Raw genomic sequence first — 23,096 nt, forward strand, 5'->3', positions numbered from 1 at the left:
TAACATTTTATAAAATTTTGATTAATTTTGAAAAATTATAGATAAAAAACATTACATTATAAAATTGATTTTATAAAAAATAATTATATTTTATTTAGTTTTTCACGTAGATTAACTAAGACATTTTTAGGTAAAAATTGTAATAATTCTTGATCAGATGCACTTTTTAAATCGTTAATACTATCATAATAATTTAAAAGTTCATTTAAACGCTTTTTACCTAGACCTTGAACATCATTTAATAAAGAATTAAAAATAGATTTTGTGTGTTTGTTTCTTAAAAATGAAATGGCATAATTGTGAACATCATTTTGCATATTTGCTAAAAACTTATATAAAACACTTTTACGATCTAAAATAATTTCATCACCATTAGCTAAAACAATAGCATTAGTTTTGTGTTTTTGATCTTTTTTTAATCCTATTAATGGAATACTTATTTGTAATTGTTCTAAAGCATACAAAGCTGCATTAACTTGTAGTTTTCCTCCATCTACTACGATTAGATTGGGTAATTTTTGATGTTGTGAAACTAATCGTTGATAACGTCTTGTGATAACTTCGATCATAAAATGATAATCAGAAGCATTTTTAGTTGTCATTAAATTATATTTACGATTTAATTTATTATTTAATTTACCATTTTGGTAAACAATCATTCCAGCAATTGGTAAACTTAAATTAATATTAGAGTTATCAAAACACTCAATCATACTTAAATCTGACAACTTTAAAATTTGCTTTAATTGATTTAAAGCCTCATCTAATTCGTTTTGTTTATTAATTACACTCTTAATATTAGAATCAAAATATAAAATCGCATTATCAAAAGCTAATTTAAGAATTTGTTTGTGAAATTTCGTTTGCGCATTAATAAATTTTGTCTTAAATCTTTGTGATAAAGCTAATAAATTATCATCATCTAAACTCACAATAATTTTTGTACTAATTTTATTTTGTGAATAGTATTGCATTAAAAATGAAGTTATTAATTCATTAATTTCATGATCATAAATAGCAAATGTATCAGCACTTTTATTTAATAATTTACCCTTAACATAATTAAAAATAATAATTACTAAATAATTGTTTTTTTCATAAAAACCTACAACATCAAAACTTTCATTATTATCTAATTGTACTAAACCTGAGTTAATAATATAAGTAAGTGCTTTTTGTTGCTCAGCATATTTTTGAGCATTTTCAAAATCTAATTTAGCAACTGCATGTTGTTCTTTATTTTCTAAAATAGCTAAAATATGATCTAAATTACCTTTAAAAATTTCTTTAACTTCAGCAATTGCTTTTTCATATGTCTGCGGTTGTACTTGATTTATGCATTGATGAAGATCATAGTAAATGCATTTTTGATGGGGTTGGTGATTACATTTATTAAATGGAAATATACTATTTAATAAGTTAAATAATTGATATTTATTTGTACTATCAGCTAATGGACCAAAATAAATTCCTTTATTTTTATCATAAGTACGAACATATTTTAATCGTGGATATTGTTCGTTTGTAATCATGATATAAGGATAGTTAGAACCATCTTTTAGTAAGATATTATATTTTGGGCGATGTGTTTTAATTAAATTATTTTCTAAAATTAAAGCTTCATTAACATTATTAACCACAATGTATTCAAGATCTTTAATATTACTTACTAATTTACTAGTTTTATTATCTTTTGGACCATTAAAATATGAATGTGTTCTATTATATAAATCTTTGGCTTTACCAATATAAATAATTTGATCAAATTCATCTTTTCACAAATAACAACCAGGTTTGTGAGGAATTAATTTTAATTTAGTTTTTAATAAATCATTCATTAACAAAAACTTTTATTAAACAAAGACTTTGGTGTTAGATTTTCATTAATAACTTCGTATAAACTTTCAAAAAGTGGAGCATCAATTTGCTTTGTTTTAATAATTTCATAAATCACTTTAATATTATTTAAACCTTCAACTGTTTTTTGTTTATTTTCTAAAGCTGTTTGCACTCCTTGTTGTGCAACTAATAAGCCAAAACTAAAATTACGTGATTTTTGATCAGTGCAAGTTAAAATGGTATCACCAATAAAAAAGTATTCTAAAGGATTAACTTTTTTTTGATAAATTGTTTCTAAAATTAATTGCATTTCATTAATTCCTTTAGTTAAAAAAGCTACTAATGAATTGTGTGATTTTTCTAATCCATAAATAATGCCACAACCAATTGCTAAAGCATTTTTAAAACAAGAAATATAATTAGCAACTTCAAATTGTTTTGATAAAACGCATTTAAATCAATCATTTTCAAATGCTTGCTTTGTTTTTATAAGTGCATCTAAATCAGTTCCTACTAAATTAACAACTGTTGGTTTTTTTAAGAAAACATCAATAGCAAATGAAGGACCAACTAATCCAATTAAGGCTTTGATTTTTAAATTTTGTTGAATATAATCACATCATGAAGATTTTGTTTCAAGATTTAATCCTTTAGCAGCATTAACAACTATAGCTTGTGATAAATCAAGTGTTTTAATACTATCAACAAAGTTTTTAATAGCAAATGAAGGAATAACAATCACAATAAAATCATAGTGATTTTTAAGTGCTAAATGAATATCTAAATAAGTATTATTAATTGGTTGGCTTAATTTTTGATCTTGAAAATAAGTTGTATTTTTTTGGTTTTGTTGTAAATCATTTAGTTCGTTTTGATTAATTCCATAAACATCAACTGTGTGATGGTTTGAAACTAAAACTTGTGTTAAAGCACTTCCAAAAGCACCACTTCCAATAATTAAAATTTTACTCATAATTAATAACTACTCCCCTCGTAATTTTTTGTTTTTATCTTGTCAATACAATGTTATTGGTACACTATCAAATCCAAACGCTTTACGAATTTCATTTTCAATGTAACGAGCATAACTAAAATGTAAAAATTTTGGATTATTACATTTTAAAACAAAAGTAGGAATTTGTGATTGGACTTGAACAACGTATGAAATACTAATTCTTCCACCTTTAAAAGGAGGCGGTTCTTGAAAGGCGTTCGCTTTAATAACTACATCATTTAATAAAGAAGTAGCAACCTTGCGCATTGCTTGCTCACGCACAAGTTCAATAGTTTCAAAAATAGTGTGAATTCTTTTATTATCTAAAGCACTAATAAAAACAATTGGTGCTCATGATAAGTATTTAAATTGTGAACGAATTTGTTTTTTGACCATTTCCATTGTATGACTATTTTTATTAGCGATATTATCTCACTTATTCACAACAATAATGGTAGGAATATTAGCATCATATGCTAAACCACCTACAACTTCATCTTGTTCTTTAAATGGCTCTGATCCATCAAGTACTAATAAAATTAATTGTGATCTTTCAATCGCTTTTTGTGTTCGTAAAACAGCATATTTTTCTACTGCTTCAACAATTTTGCCTTTTCGTCGTACTCCTGCTGTATCAATGATTGTATATTTTTTATTATGATAACTAAAGTCATTATCAATTGAATCACGTGTTGAACCAGCTTCAGCGTTAACAATCATTCTTTGTTCACCTAAAATAGTATTAGTTAATGAACTTTTACCAACATTAGGCCTTCCAATAATGCAAAATTTAAAACGTTCTTGTTGCTCTAAAGCATTTTGAATTGGCATATCTTTTACTAATTCATCTAAAAGATCACCCATTCCAATTCCATGTTCAGCTGAAATTTTAAAAAATTTACCAAATCCAAATGAATATAATTCGCCCTCATTAAAATAATATTTTTCAGATTCAACCTTATTTACGACCAAAATAACTTTTTTATCTTTTGCTTTTTCTTTTAACATTTTAGCGATTTTTTTATCATCATTATTAATGCCATCTTTTGCTGAAACTAAAAAAATAATTGTATTTGCTTCATTAATGGCAAATAAAACTTGTTCGTTAATGTTATCTTGATAAGTATCTTCAGAACTAATTATTCCACCAGTGTCAATTAACATAAAGTCTCTTGTTAGTCAATTTCCAACATCATAAATTCGATCTCTTGTTACTCCAGGTTGATCATCCACAATCGATTTTCGTCGCATTAAAATACGATTAAATAGTGATGATTTACCAACATTTGGCTTTCCAACAATAGCAATAGTTCTCATAAATTCTTCCTTTTTAGTTACAAACATTATATGTAATTATAATAAAAACCATTTAATAATGCTTGATTAAGCAATTTATATTTATATTTTTAATATAAACTACCCTTATTTTACCAACATTTAAATAAAGGGTGATTTTGTGATTAATAATACATTTAAAACTAAAAATTATTACATTAGTTTTTTAATTTTAGCAACTAGTATTGCTTGCTGTTTTTATTATAATAATTTTTGAATTTTAATAGTTAATGTTTGTCAATTTTATTGACTATACCAAATTAAATTTAATTATAAATTAATTATTTTAATAATCGTTTTTAGTATTTTATGTTTTGCTTTATGCTTATTAATTCACAAAAATTTTAACACCCATTATTTAATAACAAATCTTGAAAAAGAATGCGATTGATCATTAAGAAAACAAATCATAGTGTATTTGAGTAAAAAATATTTAAACAAAAATACTTTAATGTTAATTAAGTTAATGATTTTTAATGAAAAAGTTAGTGGTAATTTTAAACAAATTTTATACGATCTTAATATTGCTCATTTATTTATTGTTTCCGGATTACACTTGAACATTTTTCTTTTAATTATTAATAAAATCTTTTTTAAAAAATGACCAAAAATAAGTTTTGTAATAGGAATATGTTTTTTAATTTTTTATGGATATTTACTTGAATTTTCAATTGGTTTTATTCGTGTTTTTATTATGCATATTTTATCCATTAAATTTTTTCAAAAAATTTCTAAAATGGATAAATTAGCAATTAGTGGTCTAATTATTGCTTCTTTAAGTATTTATAACTTATCAATGCTTAGTTTTATTTTTGCATATTTAGCTTTGTTTTGTATTTATCTTCTTAATCTTTTTATAAAAGACAATTCAATTTTAAAAAATATTTATATAAATTTATATATTTTATCGATTACTTTCATTATATCGATCAATTTAAATGAAAAAATAAATTTTTTAAGTATTATTTTTGGTTATGTAATGAATCTGCCAATTCTTTTTGTTTATCAAGTTCTTTTTTGATTCATGTTCATCCCTCATTTTGAAGTTGTTTTAGATGGAGTTACTAATATATTAGTAAAAGCAATTTATTTTATTAATGAAATTGATGCAAACATTTACATTAAAAACTATTCAGAAATCATTACGATTTTTTATACAAGTATTTGGTTAACAATCTCGCTTTGAATTTATTACAAAAAAATATTAAAAAAAGTATAAGAAATGTGCTATTTTTCAAAGTCATGATATATAATATAGTTGCCAAGTGTAAAAAAGTGGGGAAAAATGTATAAAAATGTTTATTGGTACTTATAATCATTCCATCGATTCTAAAAATCGTATGCTAATCCCATCAAAAGTTAAAGCAACGTTAAACGAAGTCACTTTTGTTTATTTATCACTTGGTTTTGATGAGAATATAGATATGAGATTAGAAAGTGAATTTAATCAATTTGTTGACAACATTAATAATTTACCAATTGGTTCAAGAGAAGCTCGAAACCTTACAAGATTACTTTTAAGTCAAACTTATAAGGTAGAAATTGATAGTGCATCAAGAATTTTAATACCACAAAATCTTATTGATAAAGCCAAGATCAAAAAAGATATTTACATTATTGGAACAAATGATCGCTATGAAATTTGAGCAAAAGAAGTCTATGATGACTTTAGTTTAAATCAAGAAGATACGCTAAGTGATTTAGCTGAAAAATTATTAATTAATGGAATTTAATCAACACACTACTGTTTTATTAAACGAAACAATTGAATTATTACACGTAAAACCTGATGGTATCTATGTAGATTGCACATTTGGTCGTGGAGGACATTCACAACTTATCTTAAAAAAACTTTCAAAAAAAGGTAAATTAATTTGTATAGATCAAGACCAACAGGCAATTGATTTTGCAAACAATTTATTCAAAGACAATCCAAATGTAATTGTTATTAAAACTAATTTTAAAAATTTAAAATCAGTTTTATATGATCATCAAATCTTTCATGTTGATGGTTTTGTATTTGATTTAGGTTTATCAAGTCCGCAACTTGATGATCCAGAACGTGGTTTTAGTTATCATAAAGATGCTTTATTAGATATGCGAATGGATCAAGAACAGAAATTAAATGCTCACTATATTGTTAATCATTATTCTTTTGCAAAATTAGTGAATATCTTTACAAAATATGGTGAAATAAAATACGCTAAAACGATTGCTAATGGGATTGTTAAAGAACGTAGCACTAAAGCGATTAATACAACACTAGAATTAGTTGAAATCATTAAAAATTATTCTCCTAAAAAAATATTATTTGAGAAAAAACATCCTGCACGCTTGTTTTTTCAAGCAATTCGAATAGAAGTTAATGATGAATTAAATATTCTCGAAAAAGCATTTAATGATGCTATTTCAATGTTAAATCCTTTAGGCGTTGTTGCAATTATTAGTTTTCATAGTCTTGAAGATAAAATTGTTAAAAAAGTTTTTAATAATTATGCAAAAAATAAATTACCTAAAGAAATTCCATTAAACAATTATGTAAATCAATATAGTTTACTGAATCAAAAAATTATGCCAAGTACCCAAGAATTAAACGATAACAATCGTTCACGATCATCAATTTTAAGAGGATTAGTTAAAAATTATTAAATATGGAGGATTTTATTATGAACAAACCAGTGTGTTTGCTTCGTTTAGATAATTACTATTTTACATTAATAGCATTTATTTACAATGATGTAACTAAAGCTAATGATTTAGTATTTATAAAATCACTTCCAAACAATAATCAAAATAATTATGAGTCATCAAACTTTTTGCAAACTGATCTAAAAATGCAACTTAATTCATTAATTAGTTGTTTAAAAAAAGAATTACACATTAATTTTATTGATGAAATTATTATCAGTTATGGTTTTAGTAGCTTTCAAACTACAAACACTACTTTTTATAATTATAATGACTTTATGAAATTAGAAAGTAATTTTTGCAACAATGATCATACTGAACTATTAAGTTCAGATCAAAAAAGTTATGTAGCAGTTGATTTTGGAATAAGCCACTATTCTAAAGAAAATAGCTATAAATTGATTTCATACTACATTTTAAAATACGATTATCAATTAATAATTGATTTGTGTCAATCATTAAACTTAAAGATCAAACAATTTATAGTTTCACAAGCACATTTAAATGGCTTTGAATTTAATGATCATGACAGTAAAGCTTCACTATTATTAGAAATAGAAGATTATAAAACAATTTTTAAAACTTATAATCAAACTAATTTAATTAGTAATGTAATTAGCGAAGCAAAAAACCACTTTTGTTTGGCTAATGTCATCACACAAACAGCACAATCACTAAATATTAATTCTAAAAAAATTGAATCATATTTTAGAGATATTAATTACAATAATCAAAAAATTATTGAAATTAATGTAGATCCTAAACTTTTGTTTACTTATAATTCTATTTGTGGACAAGATCTTGAAAATGTTTTTTTAAAAATTTTCCAAGAGCATTTTGAAAAAAGTCTACTTTTACAATTCGATCATCCTTTACTAGATTTTAACCCAAAGAATTTAGCCTTCCTTTTTATTAATACTCCTTTTAATAATTTGAATCAAATATTTCATCGTTTTTTTAGTTCATATTTTAAAGAAATTAAAGTTGAAGTTTTTCAAAATAAATCATTTGTTTCATCAAATTGTTATGAATATAGTACTAGTCAGGCCCTAGCTAAGCAGGATTTTTATAATATGCATAACGTTAAGAATTTTGATAACTTTAGCAATGAAAATATTCTAGCAAAGATGTATCACCAGACGGTAAACGTAAAAAATTTTTAAGTAAATATGTACCCTTTTTTAAAAGGGTATTTTTTATTTAATTAAATATATAATAAAATATATAAGTACTAAATAAACCCATTGCTTTGGGTTTTTTTATCTTTATAATATATAATTTTATATATATACATATATAAAAATAATGGGTGTAATGTTTATATGGCGTTAAGTAAACATAGTATTGGTTTGATTAAAAATTTAAAAAACAAAGGATTAATTATTAAAAATAAAGAGAAATTTATTAGTTTTTTATTTAATTATGGAGTTATAAGAGTAATTGATGGTTATTCATTTTTTTTAAAAAAAGATAATCAATATGTTGAAGGGTTAAAAAGTAAAGATTTAATCAACTTTGTTTTATTAGATCGCAAGATTGCTAATTTAATGGGTGATTGCATTATGTTGTTTGAACAACAATTAAACGCTGTGGTTGTACAAAATTTTTTAAAAATCAATAATCTAACTTCAAAGTATGTTATAGATATGCGTGCAGATCCTTTTTTAAAATTTGATTCACCAAGACATTATGAAATCTTATCTGAAAATATTTATACATATGCTAATTCTTCAAATTTATTAAGCCAATTCAATATTAGTGTGCAACAAATTCCTTTAATTAATTTAGCACTATCATGAACATTAAACACTACAATTGGTTTTTATCGAGCAGTTGATGCTAATGTACAAATTAGTGTTTTAGAACATTTTGAACTAAATCATATTACGCCATTAGAATTTATTGATATTCTTCATATTGTTAAACATTTTCGAAATAGTATTTCACATAATGATATGGTAATTACAAATAGTTTTAATGATAATGCGAGTGCATTTGCGAAAGTATTAAGGTTAAAAAGTGTTAAAAAAGTTGTAGGTTTTTTAGATGTTGTTGATTTTTTAACAGCTTTTACAAATGATAAATTTCATGTTTTAAATGGTAATTTGCGCGACAAAATTATGCAAGCAATTAAAAAGGCCAAATTTAAAGGAGCAGTTTTGCATCACATCAATAATTTATTGGGAATTGAAGGTTAATTATTATGCAAGATGAACAATTGAATAATAAAGCAATTAAACAAAAAGTTTTAAATTTACTATCAACTGATACACGTGATAGTTGTATAAGAACACGTTTAACAAAATATCATTTAGATATTACAAACACTTTTAATAAGCATGAATTACAAGATTTTATCGAAGGTAAAATTAACGTTCTTAAAATTAAATCATTTATTAATACAAACATGTTTGAAAATAATCTTAAAAAAGCAGAATCAATGGATGATGTAATTGATTATTTACAAGATTTTAACTTAAAACTAAAAGATCTTTTATCCATGCGTAAAATTAATGAATGAAATCAAGATTTTTTATTATATAAAAATGAACGAATTGCTGATATGATCAAAGCAATTGAAAGCGAACCTAAAAAATTTGATCATTTAAGCCGTGAAGCACGTAGTATTTATGCTCAAACAGGAGTTTGACCTTTATTTATTGCTAAAAATTTTTTAATTGGTCCAACCCCTAAACCCTCAAGTTTGAATGCTCCATTAATTTTTATTGATGTTGAAATCAAAAAGCATAATGATGAAATTTTTTTAAAACGTAAAAATACTAATTTTATTGTTAATGAAAAACTATTATCTTTTTTAAAAAATGATTTTAAAAATAATATTGTTTCATTAAATGAAATTAAAAATTTTAATTATTTAGATATCCAAAATTTAATTAAAAAAATCACTTTAAAAGAGCATTTAGAATCAATTGTTGATAATAATGGTTTTTTAAATTTAAAACAAAATGAAATTAAAGAACAATTTAATAATTTATTTTTATATGACGCTTATGTTTTAGGTATTTTTGAACCACTTGGTGGAGCTATTAAAAATGATTTAGAAACTATTATTAATAGTAATATTGATCCATTTGATGAAGAAATTAATAATACTAACCAACAAATTTATAATAAAAATTATCATCATTTAGCTGAAGAAAATAAACTTCCATTAATCCAAATTAACCGACCATTAAATATTTTTCAAAAATATGCTATTCATTCAGCATTAGTTAAAAATACTTTAATATATGGACCGCCTGGAACAGGTAAATCAGAGGTTATTGCAAGTATTATTGCTAATGTGATTAATGATTTAAAAACAACTTTAATTATTTCAGAAAAAAAAGCTGCATTAGATGTATTACATGAAAGATTAACTAAAATTAGTTTTTTTGCACTTTTTATTTATGATACAAACAATGATGATCAATTCTATAATAATATTTTTAATTTAATTGAAAAAATCGGTGGATTAAGATTTATTGATAGTCAAAACTCAAACCAAGTTCATGATTTTAAATACAAAAACAATATTATTTCAAATATTTTTTATAAAAAGATTCATGAATTAAAAAAAGAAATTATTAATATTTCATCACTAATTAAAAATTTACATAATGAAAAAGATACTAACAATAATAATTTTGCTAATTATTTATATTGACTATCACGATTTAATGAATCTGAAATTAAATTTATTAATGATGAAAATTTAATTAATCAAATCAAAAACTTAATTAAAACTTATTCATACACTTTTGATGAAATTATTGCACACGCTAAAAATAGTTATTACTTTTTTAAAAAGTATAATTACGAATTTTCTAAAAATAATTTATTAAAATTCAAAGAAGAAAATAACCAATTAAACCAGTTACAAATTGATTTTAATTTAATTACGAAATCTTTATATCAAAGCCAAACTTTTTTAGCACGAATTAATTTATTAGAAAGTTTTTTAGTTAAAAATAACATGATTTTAACCAGTTTTATATATGAAGATGCAAATCTATTAAGTAATGCTTATGTTGAAACCAATGAATTTTATGTAAAATTTAACTATCTTTTAAAAGATGATTTCAAAAAATTTCTTGAAGAGAATACAAAAACACATTCAACATTTTTAAATAATTTAAATAATTTAAAAAATACTGATTGACCTTATGTTTTTGAACAATATTTATTAACTAATAATCCTTTAGCAAAAAAGGGTATGTTCAAAAAAATTAAGGGTGATGAAAAAACTTTATTAAAACAATTAGAAGTGCTTAAAGCATATTTTAATAATCCAATTTTATCAAAATTCAATTTTTTATTTTTAGAAGATTTAATGAACCAACCAATTGAAATTTTTAATATTGAAAATATTGTTTATTTGAATAATAAACAGTTGTTAACTAAACCTTATGCTAAAGATTTGTATGAAAATGTTTTTGATAAAAATTTATCGTATGAATTAATTTTGCAACTTAAAGATTTAAATTTAAATAGTGAACAATATGACATTATCAATGATTTAATTCAATACCAAAATGAAGTTTTAATTAATTACGAATTTATTAAAAATACTGATTTTTTTAACTTATGTAAAAAACTAAGAGATGCTAATATCCAATTTTCTAAAAATGCTGATGAAATTATTTACAATAATTATTTAGATTATTTACAAATCAAATTAATCACTGCACCAAAACAAATGCAAACCAAAATTAAAGAAATTGCGCAAATTTGTCGTTTAACAAAAAAACCTAATATTGTTAAATTTATTTTAAAGTATTATGAAGTTTTGCGCTTCCTTTTTCCAATTTGGATTAGTAAACCAGAACTTGTTAGTGAAATGTTGCCATTAATAAACAAAAGCTTTGATTATGGAATTTTTGATGAAGCTTCACAGATGTTTTTAGAACGTTCATATCCATCAATTTATCGTTGCAATATTAATATTGTGGCAGGGGATGATAAACAATTATGTCCTACTAATTTTTTCATTAATCGTCAAGATAGCGAAAGTGATGAATTTGAATTAGCTGATGTAGATGTTGCAGAAAGTTTGTTAGATCGTGCTAAAACCGCTTTATGATCAGAGTATTTACTAAAAAATCATTATCGTTCTAATCGTGATGATTTAATTAGTTTTAGTAATGAAAATATTTATAACAATGAATTACATTTTGCATCTAAAAATGGATTATTTGAACCAGGAATTGAAGTTATTAATGTTAATGGTACATTTGAGAATGATAATAGCATTGAAGCACAAAAAATTGTAGAAATTCTAAAAGAACAAGCTGCTAATTATAAAAAAATTATTGTGATTACTTTTAATATTAAACAAAGTGAATTAATTGAAAATTTAATATTACAAACTTTTAGTTTTAATGATGTGATTTATCAACGTTTTGAAAATGATGAAATCATTGTTACCAATTTAGAAAATGTTCAAGGTAATGAAGCTGATTTAGTAATCCTATCAATTACTTACGCAAAAAACAAAGAAGGAATTTTACGTAACAATTATGGACCATTAATGAAAAAGGGTGGCGCTAATCGTTTAAACGTAGCGATCACAAGAGCAGCAGATAAAATGATAGTTGTTAAATCAATTAAAGCAGTTGATATGATGGTTAATATTAATAATGATAACATTCGGACTTTTAAAAATTTTATTGCTTATTGTGATGAAATTACACAATTAGCTAACCAAAATAAATTTCAAAATTATCTATCTTTTAATGAAGAATTTTTAACAAGTTTTGAAAAAATTATCTTAACAATTTTAAAAGATCACAAAAAAGCTAACCAACAAATTTTACATAAATTAAAAATTGGTAATTTTAATATTGCTTTTGCTTTATATAATTTAGATAATCAAAAAATTGATTTACTTGTGTGTTTAGAAGAATTTAATGAGTGAAAATCTTATAATCTTTTAGAAATTTATGATCAATTTAATTTTTTAATGGATCGTGGTTATAAAACAATTATTATTAATGATTATGAAATTTGTTTAAATTATCATCAAGTTAAAAATAATATTATTAAATTGATACAATTATAAATTACATACTATATTTAGGAGGTATGATTTGAATTTAAGATCATTTGAGTTTTTAAAAGGCAATGAAACTGTTTGAGATAAAGAGAAAAAAGCAATTAATGTTAGTTTAATTAAAGCTTCAATTTCATGTACGATCATGTGTATATTAATTGTTATTTTTGGTTTTTTAATGCGCAAATATTTATTTGAATATTCTAGTGCAGTTAGTTTAACAATTAATTCAAAATTTGTTTTTCAAATAATTACAGGGATTGTGATTGTTTTATCGATTATCTATTTTATTGTGCATTTAATTCTTTATTTTAGACGGAGATATAATTTTTTTGCCCCCAAAATTGGTTGATCAATTACATTATATATACTAGATGGTATTACAATGTGCTTTATGATTAGTTATGTATCAGCCATTGTTGGACTAGATTTAACACTAATTGCTATTGGAATTAGTTTATCAATTATTGTGGCAATGGGAATTTTAGGTTTTATTATGAACCATAAAATCGCTTTTAAATTAAGTATTGCTAACATTGTTTTATTTACGATTGCAACAATTGGATCAATCATTTTATTAATTGTCTTTTTTACTACAAGATATAATCATGGTTTTAATCAAGGAATTATTATTGCTGATATTGTATTAAGTATTATTTGATTAATTTCTTTAAGTATTGGATTTGCTTCAACAATTTATAGTATGAGAATAATGGCAGAACACCACAATTTAGAAAATCATAAAATTATGCGTGATTTCACAACTTGAAATAGTTATTTGCTTTTTGCTTCATTTAATCGTATATTATTGTATGTAATTCGTTTGATTGCATTATTTAAAAGAGTATAGTTATAACAGGTTCAAAATGAACCTGTTTTTTATTCTATAGCAAACATTAATAATTATTTTTTAGCACTCTTTACTTTTAAGTGCTAAAATATTATTAATGTAATTTAGGAGGGTGATTAATTATGGAATTTAAACAAAAAAATACAAGTAATCCACTAGAAGAATTTGGACGTAATTTAAACCAAGAAATTTTAGATAATAAAATTGATCCTATTATTGGTCGAGATGAAGAGATTAGAAGAACGATTGAAATTTTAAGTCGTAAAACAAAAAATAATCCTGTTTTAATTGGTGAACCAGGTGTAGGGAAAACAGCGATTGTTGAAGGATTAGCGTATCGAATTGTTCATAAAGATGTTCCTTCAAATTTATTAGATAAAACAATTATTGAATTATCATTATCATCATTAATTGCTGGAGCAAGTTATCAAGGACAATTTGAAGAACGAATTAATGCCATTTTAAAAGAAGTTAAAAAATCAAATGGCAATATTATTTTGTTTATTGATGAAATTCACCAAATTGTTGGTATGGGTAGAAACCAGGGCTCAAATATGGATGTTGCTAACATCCTAAAGCCAATGATGGCAAGAGGTGAAATTAAATTAATTGGCGCAACAACGCTAGATGAATATCGTTTATACATTGAAAAAGATCAAGCATTAGAACGTCGTTTCACAAAAGTTTTAGTAAATAAACCAACAATTCAAGAAACATTAACTATTATGCGTGGTTTAAAACCACGTTGAGAAGCTTTTCATGGAATTAAAATTCATGATAATGCACTAATTGCTGCTGTTAATTTATCTGAACGTTATATAAATGATCGTAATTTACCAGATAAAGCTATTGATTTAATTGATGAAGCAGCTGCAAAAATTAAAACTCAAATTAATTCACAACCAATATACTTAGATGAAATAAAACGAGATTTACAACACTTACAAACAGAAAAAGCGGCTTTAGAATCTGAAAAAGATGAAAAATCTATTAAACGTTTAAATGATATTTTAGAAAAAATTAAATTAAAACAAGATGAATTTAATAATCTAAATGATATTTATTTAAAAGAAAAGAAACAAATTGATGATTTAAAAAATCTACGTCAAAAAATTGAACGAATTCAACATGATATTGAATTTTATCAATCTGAGGGTAAATATGAAAAAGCATCAAGACTTCTTTATTCAGATTTGCCAGCACTCGAAAAACAACGTGGAGAATTAGAAAATAAAATTAATGAAAATAGTAGTCAAAAAATGATTGTTGATTCATTAACAGAAAATGAAATTGCAGATGTTATTGCACGAGCCACAGGGATTCCACTAAATCATTTATTAGCTGATGAAAAAACAAAACTACTATCATTAAATAAACGCATTGCAGCACATGTGATTGGTCAAGATGAAGCAGTTAAATTAATAAGTGATGCAGTAATTCGTGGACGTGCAGGTATTAACAATCCTAATCAACCAATTGGGTCATTCTTATTTTTAGGGCCAACAGGGGTTGGTAAAACTGAATTAGCAAAAACATTAGCTAAAGAACTATTTGATTCACAAAAAGCACTAATTAGATTTGATATGAGTGAGTACATGGAAAAACATAGTGTATCAAAATTAGTTGGTGCACCACCAGGTTATGTTGGTTATGAAAATGCTGGTTTGCTAACCGAATCAGTTAAACGTAAATCTTATAGTATTTTATTATTTGATGAAATTGAAAAGGCTCATCCTGATGTTTTAAACATTTTATTGCAAATCTTGGATGAAGGTAGTGTTAAAGATGCTAAAAATAATGAAATTAATTTTAAAAATACAATCATTATTATGACATCAAACGTTGGAGCTGAAGCATTGTTAGAAAATAATAAAACAAATGCTTTAATGGAATTACAAAAAACTTTTAAACCAGAAATTTTAAATCGGATTTCAGAAATTATTTTCTTTAATAAATTATCAAAAGAAGTTATCTTTAAAATTAGTGAAAACTTACTTAAAGAATTGAGCGACTTATTAGCTAAACAAGATTATTCAATTAAATTTAATGATAATATTGCTAAGATTATGGTTGATGAAGCTTATAGCTCAAATTATGGTGCAAGACCATTAAAACGTTGGATTACAAAACATTTAGAAAATGAAATTGCAAAATTAATAATTGAGAATCGTATCACAAAAAATAGAAACTATGAAATAAATTATGATCGTGAAGCAGATCAAGTTTTAATTAAATAATGCAAAAACCACCAAAAACAAAATGGTGGTTTTTTATTCCAAATATTTAATTAAAAGTTAATTTTTAAATATAAAGCAAAAAAATCATCGTCGTTATTAGCAATTATTATTCTTATAATTATTACTAAATTTTTAGAAAGAATGGATTCGTAATGTTAAAAAACCATTTTCATTCAAGTTGATTATATACAACTTTTTTATCGCGTTTAGTACTTTTTAAAAAAAGTACTTACTTCTTAGTTGGAATTAGCTTATTTATTAATTTGATTTTTATAATTATAAATGCTTTAAATATTGCTAATGATAAACAAAATTATTTAATTTTATTTTATGTTTTTATTAGTATTAATTTAGTTTTAACAATTATTTTTAGTACTATTAAAGCTATTAATTTATTTAAAGATTTAAAAGATGATGGAATTGAAATTTTAGTATTTTCAAAAAGTATTTCACGTAAAAATATTATTTTTACTAAGATTGGTTTTTTAGTATTAAATTGCGTTCTTTGAAGTTTAATAACTTATATTTTTAATATTATTTTTTATGTTGTAAACACAAAAAATAATAATGATATTAATTTGTTTTATTTATATGCTTTTTTTAATTATTATTTTTGTGCGTTAATTTTTGGTAGTATTGCTGCTTTGATTGTTAGTCGTTGATCAAATAAAATTGCTATGATTGTTCCTATTAGTTGCTTTCTTCCTTTTTTGGTTGCAGGTGGTGTTGCTAATTTATATTCAACATCAAAAATTAATCAAGTTGCTAAATATATGAATATTAATTATGATAAATACGATAGTAATACTATTTTAGATGTCGAAAAATTTTATTTAAATAATAAAAGTGATGAGGTTTATTTAATTACTAAAAATTTAAATAATCCACGATTTAGTCAACGTCAAAATGAGTTTTTAAAAACAGCATTTAATCAAGCAAAAAATGCATCAAAACCTTTTCAAATATTATCTTGATTATCTATTCCTTATCAATTAAATAATAGTTTTTATAAAAATGATCTTGATCCATTTAATATTAATAATCATCAACAAAATCATTTGAATCAATATTTTAACTACCATGGTTTAGAATCAAAATTATGTGATTATGAACTTAATAAAAATCCTAATTTACCACAATTTAATATTAATGAAAATCAAAAACAATATTTTGTACCTGGTGCTTTAAAAAATGTTAGTCAGTTTAGTACGCTTGAAAATCGTAATTTAATTTATGCAAGAGAAAATGTTGATCGTTTTGATGTTAATTTTCTTGAAGATGATAATTTATTTTCATCAACTAATAATTTCATTGGAGAACTAAAATGAGAAGTTATTAAAAATACATTAGAATCAAAAGTATTTAATAACTTTGCTAAAAAGTTTTATGATAATTTTGATCAAGATATTGAGAAACCCCAAATCATTACTGCTTATAATGATGTCATCAATGAACAATCATTAATTAATTTTTCAACAATCATTGATGAAAGTAGTATCTTATTTGCTAAAAAAATAGATAATCATTATGTTAAAAATCTTGTTGAAAAGAAAATTTATTTTATTGTTGCTTTAATGTATTATTTATACTTTAATAAAAACTATTGACATCTTTTAGAAAAATTATTAAAAAATAATAAAGTTATTAATTTTTATCGTCCATCACCTATAAGAATTAATGTAAACAATTATGCTTATAATATTGGAGGAATTGCAAGCTATGAATTAATGAAAAAAGTAGTTAATAACAAAACTTTATATCGTTATCAACTACAAAAAAGTAATAATTATGTTTTTCAAACAGCACAAGAAGTTTATTCTATTAAGCGTAGTAAACAAATTGTTAATAAAAATTATTATTGATTGATTTGAATAATTTTTAGCATGATTTTAATTATTTGTTTGGCTTTAGTTTATTTAAAACGTGATTATAAATAATTAAAAATTATGAGTTAGATTCTACAGTATTTATTAAACCGACTACAGAAGCAACAACATAATTTTCAGTGTATGAAATTGATAGTACTAACTCTTTAATTAAAATTTTATTAAGATAAACTTGGCGTTCGTTTTTTGTTTTTAAAATTAAAATATCGTTATAACCATACTTTAATTTAAAAGCTTTCATAACTGCTTCTTTACTAGCAAATATGCTAGCAAGATAGCGGTTTTTTTCTTTTAATGAATTAAGTTGAAGATAATATTTTAGTTCATCATCAACTAAAATTCGTTTTGCAAATGATGGATTATTTAATTCTTCACGATTTCATTCAATAATATCAATTCCATGAACTAATTTCATTTTTTATTTCCTTACTGGTCGTTTTTCTCAAACATCAAAAGTACTTTTTTTATCAACAACTTTTTCTAAAAGGTCAATAAAATTATTTAATGATGTTGTATATTCTTGTTCTTTTTCAAATTTTATTTTATATTCACTAAGTTCTTGTATTTTTGTTAATAAGTTTTTGTGCTCATCTACAAATGTTTCTAATTCATTAATTAATTCATCTAAAAAAACATCAACACTTTCTGGATCATAACCCACTTTATTAGCAATAAATTTTTTATTTTTATATTCATTAATTTTATTAATATTAATCATATTTTTACTCATTTATTTTTTCATTAATAATATTTAATTATAACCTAAGAACCTAAATAATAAATATTAGCATAAGGTGTTTTAGCGCCTACCATTGTAGTCATATCAACGTCAATTGTTTCAATTGTTTCTGATTCTTGTTTTGGTCGTGTGGATGCGGCCATTGCAATATTTGTTATTCCTCCAATTACAGAAATTGCTGTGTTAGCAATAATTGTACCAAATAACACTTTATTCCAAATTCCTAATGCTCCAGTGATAAGCGGCATAAATCCACCATAAATAGCGCTTTTATTAACTATTACTTGCATATTAAAAAAATGGTGATCCTAAACTAATAGTTGAATTCATTGGTTTTTGAGCAATTCTTGCATAAGTGCGAGCTGCAGAATTATCAACCATTTGATGAGCATGAAATCTTGGTTGTGGATTAAAAGCATAAACTAATTGGGAAATCATCCCAAAAAATCCCACGACTGTTTGACCTAACATCGATGAAATTAAAGCATTATTTCACATATAGTTAAACGAATTGGAGGCTGCAAAACCGCCATAGTATTCTTGTTTAAAATTATTAGACATTTTTTGCATAATACAAACTTCCTTTCTTATACTAAAAGAATTAGTTAAAAAAAGATAATTTTTTAATTATTTTTAATAATTTCTTGAAAATTAGCGAAATGTTCTTTAGCAATTTGCTTTAAAATTTTTATACCAAATTTTTTAAAAATGCTCATGGCAGTTGTATTAACTAAAAGATTTGAACTTCCTAAAGGAATTTTTATTTTTAATTCTTGTTCAATAATTGCAATCATTTTTAAAAACATAACACGTGCAATTATTGAAGCTAATGCTACACTAGTATAAGATGATTCAGCTTTGGGAATTAATAAGTTAGGTTCATAAGGTTTTAGATGTGCTTTTTGTAAATATTGATTTCAATTTTTTAATGAACTAAACGCATCAACAACACTAAAAATTGAATAATTTTGGTGTTTGACAATTTCACTTTGCACAGCTTTGTAGTGCAAAATAGTTTTAAGAACATGAGCATTATTGTATTGATTAATTAATTCGTTGTATTCTTTGGGATTATAAGATAAAACTGTGTATGAAATTTGGTTTTTAATTTTCTCATATATCTCTTGCATTTGGTGATCACTTAGTTTTTTAGAATCAACAATGTTTAGATGTGCTAAGAATTTTAAATCACTTTGTTTTAAGCTTACAGCACATACAACTATTCCCCCAAACAAATCTCCAACTCCCACTTCATCAGAACCAATAATAATTTGGTTATTTTGATAAATTTCTCTTTCGCTTAAAACTTTTTGTTTACTATTTTTTGTAGTATTTAATTGTTGTTTTATATAGTTAAATAAATTTAAATCTTCTTTTTTTAAAAAGGTATTTAAAAAAAGTTCTAAATCATGTGTGTTAATAGTGCAAGTATTAGTAGTATAAATAATAATTTGCGTATTTTGAATATTAAAAGTGTATTTAGCATAATAGTGATGATTAGGTACTAAATATGTTTTTCATAATTCTAAGAGTTGATCAACTTGATTTGATGTTAATTTAATTGAAACAATTGTCATAAAGAAAAAGACTTTCTTTTAATATTTTATAACAAATTATAAATTTAAAAGTATTGATATTGTTTATAATTAATCTAAATTAGTTCAATACTAGGAGTTTGATTATGAAATTTAAAAGATTTGATAGCAAAAAATCAATTTTACGTTTTTTACACGTCGATGAAGCAAAGCGTGAAATTAATTTATCATTTAATGATACAACTGATTTTATTTTCTTTTTAAAAGAAATTGCTGAAGATCCTAATATTGCTAAAAAGAATGCTAAAAAAATGACTAATTTATACGTTGAAATTAGTGATAAATTAGGTAATGATGATAATACTGATTTAAGTGCTTATGAAACAAAATGCAACAACTTAATTGAAGCTTGTGTTATTGATGAAGCTATTTTTTTAATTTATATGGCTAAAAACATGATTATTTTTTTAGCTCATAACAAACTTGATATTTTACAAAAAGATTTTTTTGATAAATTATTGCTAATCGAATCACACTTTAGTTTTGATCAAAACCTTAGTTATTCATATATTAAAAACTCATCAATTGCTTTATTAATTTTTCATTTAAAACAATTTGTTGCTGTTTATGATGAATTCTTAAATGATTTTGAAAAAGTAATTAATGATGTTTTAGAAAATGCCATACCAACAAAAACTAAATTAAACCAACAAATTAACCATCTTCATACTCTAAAACGTCGTCCATCATAATTTTATATAATTAAATTTAGATAATTAACTTTTGATACTTTTTATCAAAAGTTTTTTATTCACAAAAATAAAAACTTCTCCATTACAGAGAAGTTTAATTATGATCTTAAAACTTTATAAATGAAATATGGTCCGATTAATAAAGGTAATATTGCCCCAATGTGATGAACATCCATTCCAATCAATGAAATTCCAATTCAGTACGTAATTAATGTTGATAGCATTCCATATAAACCTGAATTTAATATTCCATATGAAAAACTATTATTACGTTTTCGCATGGCTGCATTTCCAGCCAATAAACCAACATAAACAAAATCACCAGATACTGAATAGCTTGCCCCAACCATTATACCTACAAAAACTAAAGCTACAAAAATTTGAAAATTAATTTTTATCCCTAATTGTTTAGCAACTTGTTGGTTTGTTGAAATAATATTTAATTTATACGAATTAAATAATAATCACAATAAACCTAAAATTACAAAACTTGATGCAATAATTAATGTATTTAAAGGTGCTTTTTGCACGCTTCCAACGATGTGACCAATAACATAATCATTAGCATGATAATTTAATCAACCACGAATACTTTGTGCAATAGCTACTAAAAAGAAAGTTAAAATTACACCAATTAAAATTAGTTTTTTATAATTAAAATTTTCTTTTTGACGTGATACTATAAAATAAACAATCATCAAGCAACAACTCATGGACATAAAAATTCATGGTTCTTTTTTTTGTAAAATATTTAATTCATTTGCACTTGTAAAATCAATTGGAATACTTAATGCACATAAAAGAATTAAATTAATTGTTCCAATTCCCATTATGGACACATCAGCAAATCGATTTCGTGTGATACGCTGTAGTACATAACTACTCACACCCAATGCTGCCCCAGTAATAATCATTTGCACAACTTCTTGTCATATAATTTTTGCTAATTCACTAAAGTTTAAATCATTAGCTAATGTAACTGAAAAGATGAGAATGATAATTATTAATAAAGTAATTAATAAAATCATTGTTGTTAACAAAGGTTTAAAACGATAGGGAACAAAACTTTTCTTATTTAGTTCTAAAAGTTGTTTTTGTCCAATAACATTTTGTTTATTTTTAAAGAAATTAAATTTTGTTTTCATAATTTATTTTTATTCAACATTCTTACGATATTGTTTTGAAACAAAAATGTATGCAAAAACTGGTAAAGCAGCAATCGCTGAAAAGAAGTTAATATCAAATTGATTATAAACACTAATTAATCATCGTGATGATGTTAGTAATAATAAAGAAATCATAAATGATAATAACAATTGTTGAAAACTGTTACCTTTAGGGTTCAAAATACGAGCTACATGGGGCGCAATCATCCCCAATAATGTTAAAACACCAACTAAAATAATGCTTGACACTGTTGAAACAATTGCAAAGAAAGCAGTTAATCAAAATACTAAATCAACTTTAATGCCTAATGATTTTGCTAATAAGTAATCTTTGGAAATAATTGTATAATACGGAGCCATAAATAAATTAGCTAAACCAGAAATAATAATTAATGGACCCCCAACATATAAATGTTGTCATTGAAAATTAATTGGTGGTTCAACAAAACCAGTAATTTTAATATGAATATCTTTAGCAAAATCTTCTAATAAAACATTGATACCAGTAATAATTCCACCAATCGCAAAACCAACTAAAATTGGTTTAAAACTTGCTTCTAATGCATTTCCTTTAACTAAAAAGAAATTAATAACAATTAAACATGATGCAAAAACGATTCCAATAATAAAAGGCAAATATAACACATGATTAATTGCAAGTTTACTAATTGCTAATCCCAAAATAGCTGCTGGTAAATAACCTAGTGTTGTTGGTGAAGCCAGTGGATTTCGTGAAACGACTTGCATACTATATCCACTAAATGATAGTGCTAAAGCAGATAAAAAAATAGCAATTGGTGTTCCAATAAATTTACGAGTATATGAACTGCTTCCTTCACTTATTTCTTCGCCAATAGTTTTAAAATCCATTAATTCACGTCCATCAAAAAGGCAATAGCATATTAATACACAAATACTTAGAATAGTTAATAATGCTATTGCGACTTTTCTTAAACATGTTTTTCAATCTAGTTTAGTTTTAAAACTTAAAGATTTGTTTTTAAACATGAATATTTATTTTGT

General features: G+C 23.8%; 20 protein-coding genes. 10 read left to right on the forward strand and 10 right to left on the reverse strand.

From position 1 onward, the window contains the following. Nucleotides 1-83: 83 nt before the first annotated feature. The 3 genes from uvrC to der are packed head-to-tail and all read right to left on the reverse strand — an operon-like array spanning nt 84 to nt 4,150. On the reverse strand, nt 84-1,838 hold the full coding sequence (gene uvrC, locus UUR8_RS02115; protein ID WP_004025574.1) for an excinuclease ABC subunit UvrC: 1,755 nt from the start codon (nt 1,836-1,838) through the stop codon (nt 84-86). Then, a complete protein-coding gene (locus tag UUR8_RS02120) occupies nt 1,838-2,812 on the reverse strand; it encodes an NAD(P)H-dependent glycerol-3-phosphate dehydrogenase (protein ID WP_004025655.1) in 975 nt (324 codons plus the stop codon). Before UUR8_RS02120 ends, uvrC begins: the two co-directional genes overlap by 1 nt. Nucleotides 2,813-2,821: 9 nt before the next feature. Next, nucleotides 2,822-4,150: a ribosome biogenesis GTPase Der gene (der, locus tag UUR8_RS02125; RefSeq protein WP_004025701.1), complete on the reverse strand. Its 1,329-nt coding sequence runs from the start codon at nt 4,148-4,150 to the stop codon at nt 2,822-2,824. 139 nt (nt 4,151-4,289) lie between these two features. Between der and UUR8_RS02130 the strand changes: the two genes are divergently transcribed. From UUR8_RS02130 to UUR8_RS02170, 9 genes are all read left to right on the forward strand, one after another. After that, complete coding sequence (locus tag UUR8_RS02130; protein WP_004025798.1) at nt 4,290-5,387, forward strand: ComEC/Rec2 family competence protein; 1,098 nt, start codon at nt 4,290-4,292, stop codon at nt 5,385-5,387. Nucleotides 5,388-5,463: 76 nt separating this feature from the next. Then, the gene (gene mraZ, locus UUR8_RS02135) at nt 5,464-5,901 is read left to right on the forward strand and encodes a division/cell wall cluster transcriptional repressor MraZ (protein ID WP_004026192.1); all 438 of its coding nucleotides are present in this window, start codon (nt 5,464-5,466) and stop codon (nt 5,899-5,901) included. Further along, nucleotides 5,891-6,817: a 16S rRNA (cytosine(1402)-N(4))-methyltransferase RsmH gene (gene rsmH, locus UUR8_RS02140; protein WP_004026107.1), complete on the forward strand. Its 927-nt coding sequence runs from the start codon at nt 5,891-5,893 to the stop codon at nt 6,815-6,817. The genes mraZ and rsmH overlap by 11 nt, the downstream gene beginning before the upstream one ends. 17 nt (nt 6,818-6,834) lie before the next feature. Further along, nucleotides 6,835-8,019: a hypothetical protein gene (locus UUR8_RS02145; RefSeq protein ID WP_004025687.1), complete on the forward strand. Its 1,185-nt coding sequence runs from the start codon at nt 6,835-6,837 to the stop codon at nt 8,017-8,019. Nucleotides 8,020-8,178: 159 nt separating this feature from the next. Beyond that, nucleotides 8,179-9,054 carry an Abi family protein gene (locus UUR8_RS02150; RefSeq protein WP_004025945.1) on the forward strand — a complete coding sequence of 292 codons (876 nt, stop codon included), beginning with the start codon at nt 8,179-8,181 and terminating at the stop codon, nt 9,052-9,054. A 5-nt stretch (nt 9,055-9,059) separates the two neighbouring features. After that, nucleotides 9,060-12,917 (forward strand): DUF4011 domain-containing protein, encoded by a 3,858-nt coding sequence (locus UUR8_RS02155; RefSeq protein WP_004025831.1) that lies wholly within the window; start codon nt 9,060-9,062, stop codon nt 12,915-12,917. A 28-nt stretch (nt 12,918-12,945) separates the two neighbouring features. Next, complete coding sequence (locus tag UUR8_RS02160) at nt 12,946-13,758, forward strand: hypothetical protein (protein WP_004025748.1); 813 nt, start codon at nt 12,946-12,948, stop codon at nt 13,756-13,758. A gap of 122 nt (nt 13,759-13,880) precedes the next feature. After that, entirely contained in the window at nt 13,881-15,995 is a 2,115-nt protein-coding gene (locus UUR8_RS02165) for an ATP-dependent Clp protease ATP-binding subunit (protein ID WP_004025626.1), read from the forward strand. A gap of 152 nt (nt 15,996-16,147) precedes the next feature. Continuing rightward, the gene (locus tag UUR8_RS02170) at nt 16,148-17,932 is read left to right on the forward strand and encodes an ABC transporter permease (protein WP_004026094.1); all 1,785 of its coding nucleotides are present in this window, start codon (nt 16,148-16,150) and stop codon (nt 17,930-17,932) included. A gap of 7 nt (nt 17,933-17,939) precedes the next feature. On the opposite strand, the gene UUR8_RS02175 is transcribed toward UUR8_RS02170, so the two are convergent. The 5 genes from UUR8_RS02175 to UUR8_RS02195 are packed head-to-tail and all read right to left on the reverse strand — an operon-like array spanning nt 17,940 to nt 20,197. Beyond that, nucleotides 17,940-18,296, reverse strand: a complete 357-nt coding sequence (locus UUR8_RS02175; protein ID WP_004026208.1) for a holo-ACP synthase — start codon at nt 18,294-18,296, stop codon at nt 17,940-17,942. Nucleotides 18,297-18,299: 3 nt separating this feature from the next. After that, complete coding sequence (locus UUR8_RS02180) at nt 18,300-18,599, reverse strand: DivIVA domain-containing protein (protein ID WP_004026186.1); 300 nt, start codon at nt 18,597-18,599, stop codon at nt 18,300-18,302. A 44-nt stretch (nt 18,600-18,643) separates the two neighbouring features. After that, nucleotides 18,644-18,868 carry a hypothetical protein gene (locus tag UUR8_RS02185; RefSeq protein WP_004025637.1) on the reverse strand — a complete coding sequence of 75 codons (225 nt, stop codon included), beginning with the start codon at nt 18,866-18,868 and terminating at the stop codon, nt 18,644-18,646. Nucleotides 18,869-18,911: 43 nt separating this feature from the next. Continuing rightward, nucleotides 18,912-19,190 carry a hypothetical protein gene (locus UUR8_RS02190; protein WP_004026054.1) on the reverse strand — a complete coding sequence of 93 codons (279 nt, stop codon included), beginning with the start codon at nt 19,188-19,190 and terminating at the stop codon, nt 18,912-18,914. Between the two features lie 53 nt (nt 19,191-19,243). Beyond that, the gene (locus UUR8_RS02195; RefSeq protein ID WP_004026007.1) at nt 19,244-20,197 is read right to left on the reverse strand and encodes a ribonuclease HIII; all 954 of its coding nucleotides are present in this window, start codon (nt 20,195-20,197) and stop codon (nt 19,244-19,246) included. 104 nt (nt 20,198-20,301) lie between these two features. Between UUR8_RS02195 and UUR8_RS02200 the strand changes: the two genes are divergently transcribed. Then, nucleotides 20,302-20,907 (forward strand): hypothetical protein, encoded by a 606-nt coding sequence (locus UUR8_RS02200; RefSeq protein ID WP_004025876.1) that lies wholly within the window; start codon nt 20,302-20,304, stop codon nt 20,905-20,907. Nucleotides 20,908-21,005: 98 nt separating this feature from the next. On the opposite strand, the gene UUR8_RS02205 is transcribed toward UUR8_RS02200, so the two are convergent. Then, nucleotides 21,006-22,052, reverse strand: a complete 1,047-nt coding sequence (locus UUR8_RS02205; protein WP_004025982.1) for an iron ABC transporter permease — start codon at nt 22,050-22,052, stop codon at nt 21,006-21,008. A gap of 9 nt (nt 22,053-22,061) precedes the next feature. Continuing rightward, on the reverse strand, nt 22,062-23,081 hold the full coding sequence (locus UUR8_RS02210; RefSeq protein WP_004025642.1) for an iron ABC transporter permease: 1,020 nt from the start codon (nt 23,079-23,081) through the stop codon (nt 22,062-22,064). Nucleotides 23,082-23,096 lie beyond the last annotated feature (15 nt).

The sequence above is a fragment of the Ureaplasma urealyticum serovar 8 str. ATCC 27618 genome (assembly GCF_000169535.1).
Lineage (GTDB): Bacteria > Bacillota_I > Bacilli_A > Mycoplasmatales > Mycoplasmoidaceae > Ureaplasma > Ureaplasma urealyticum.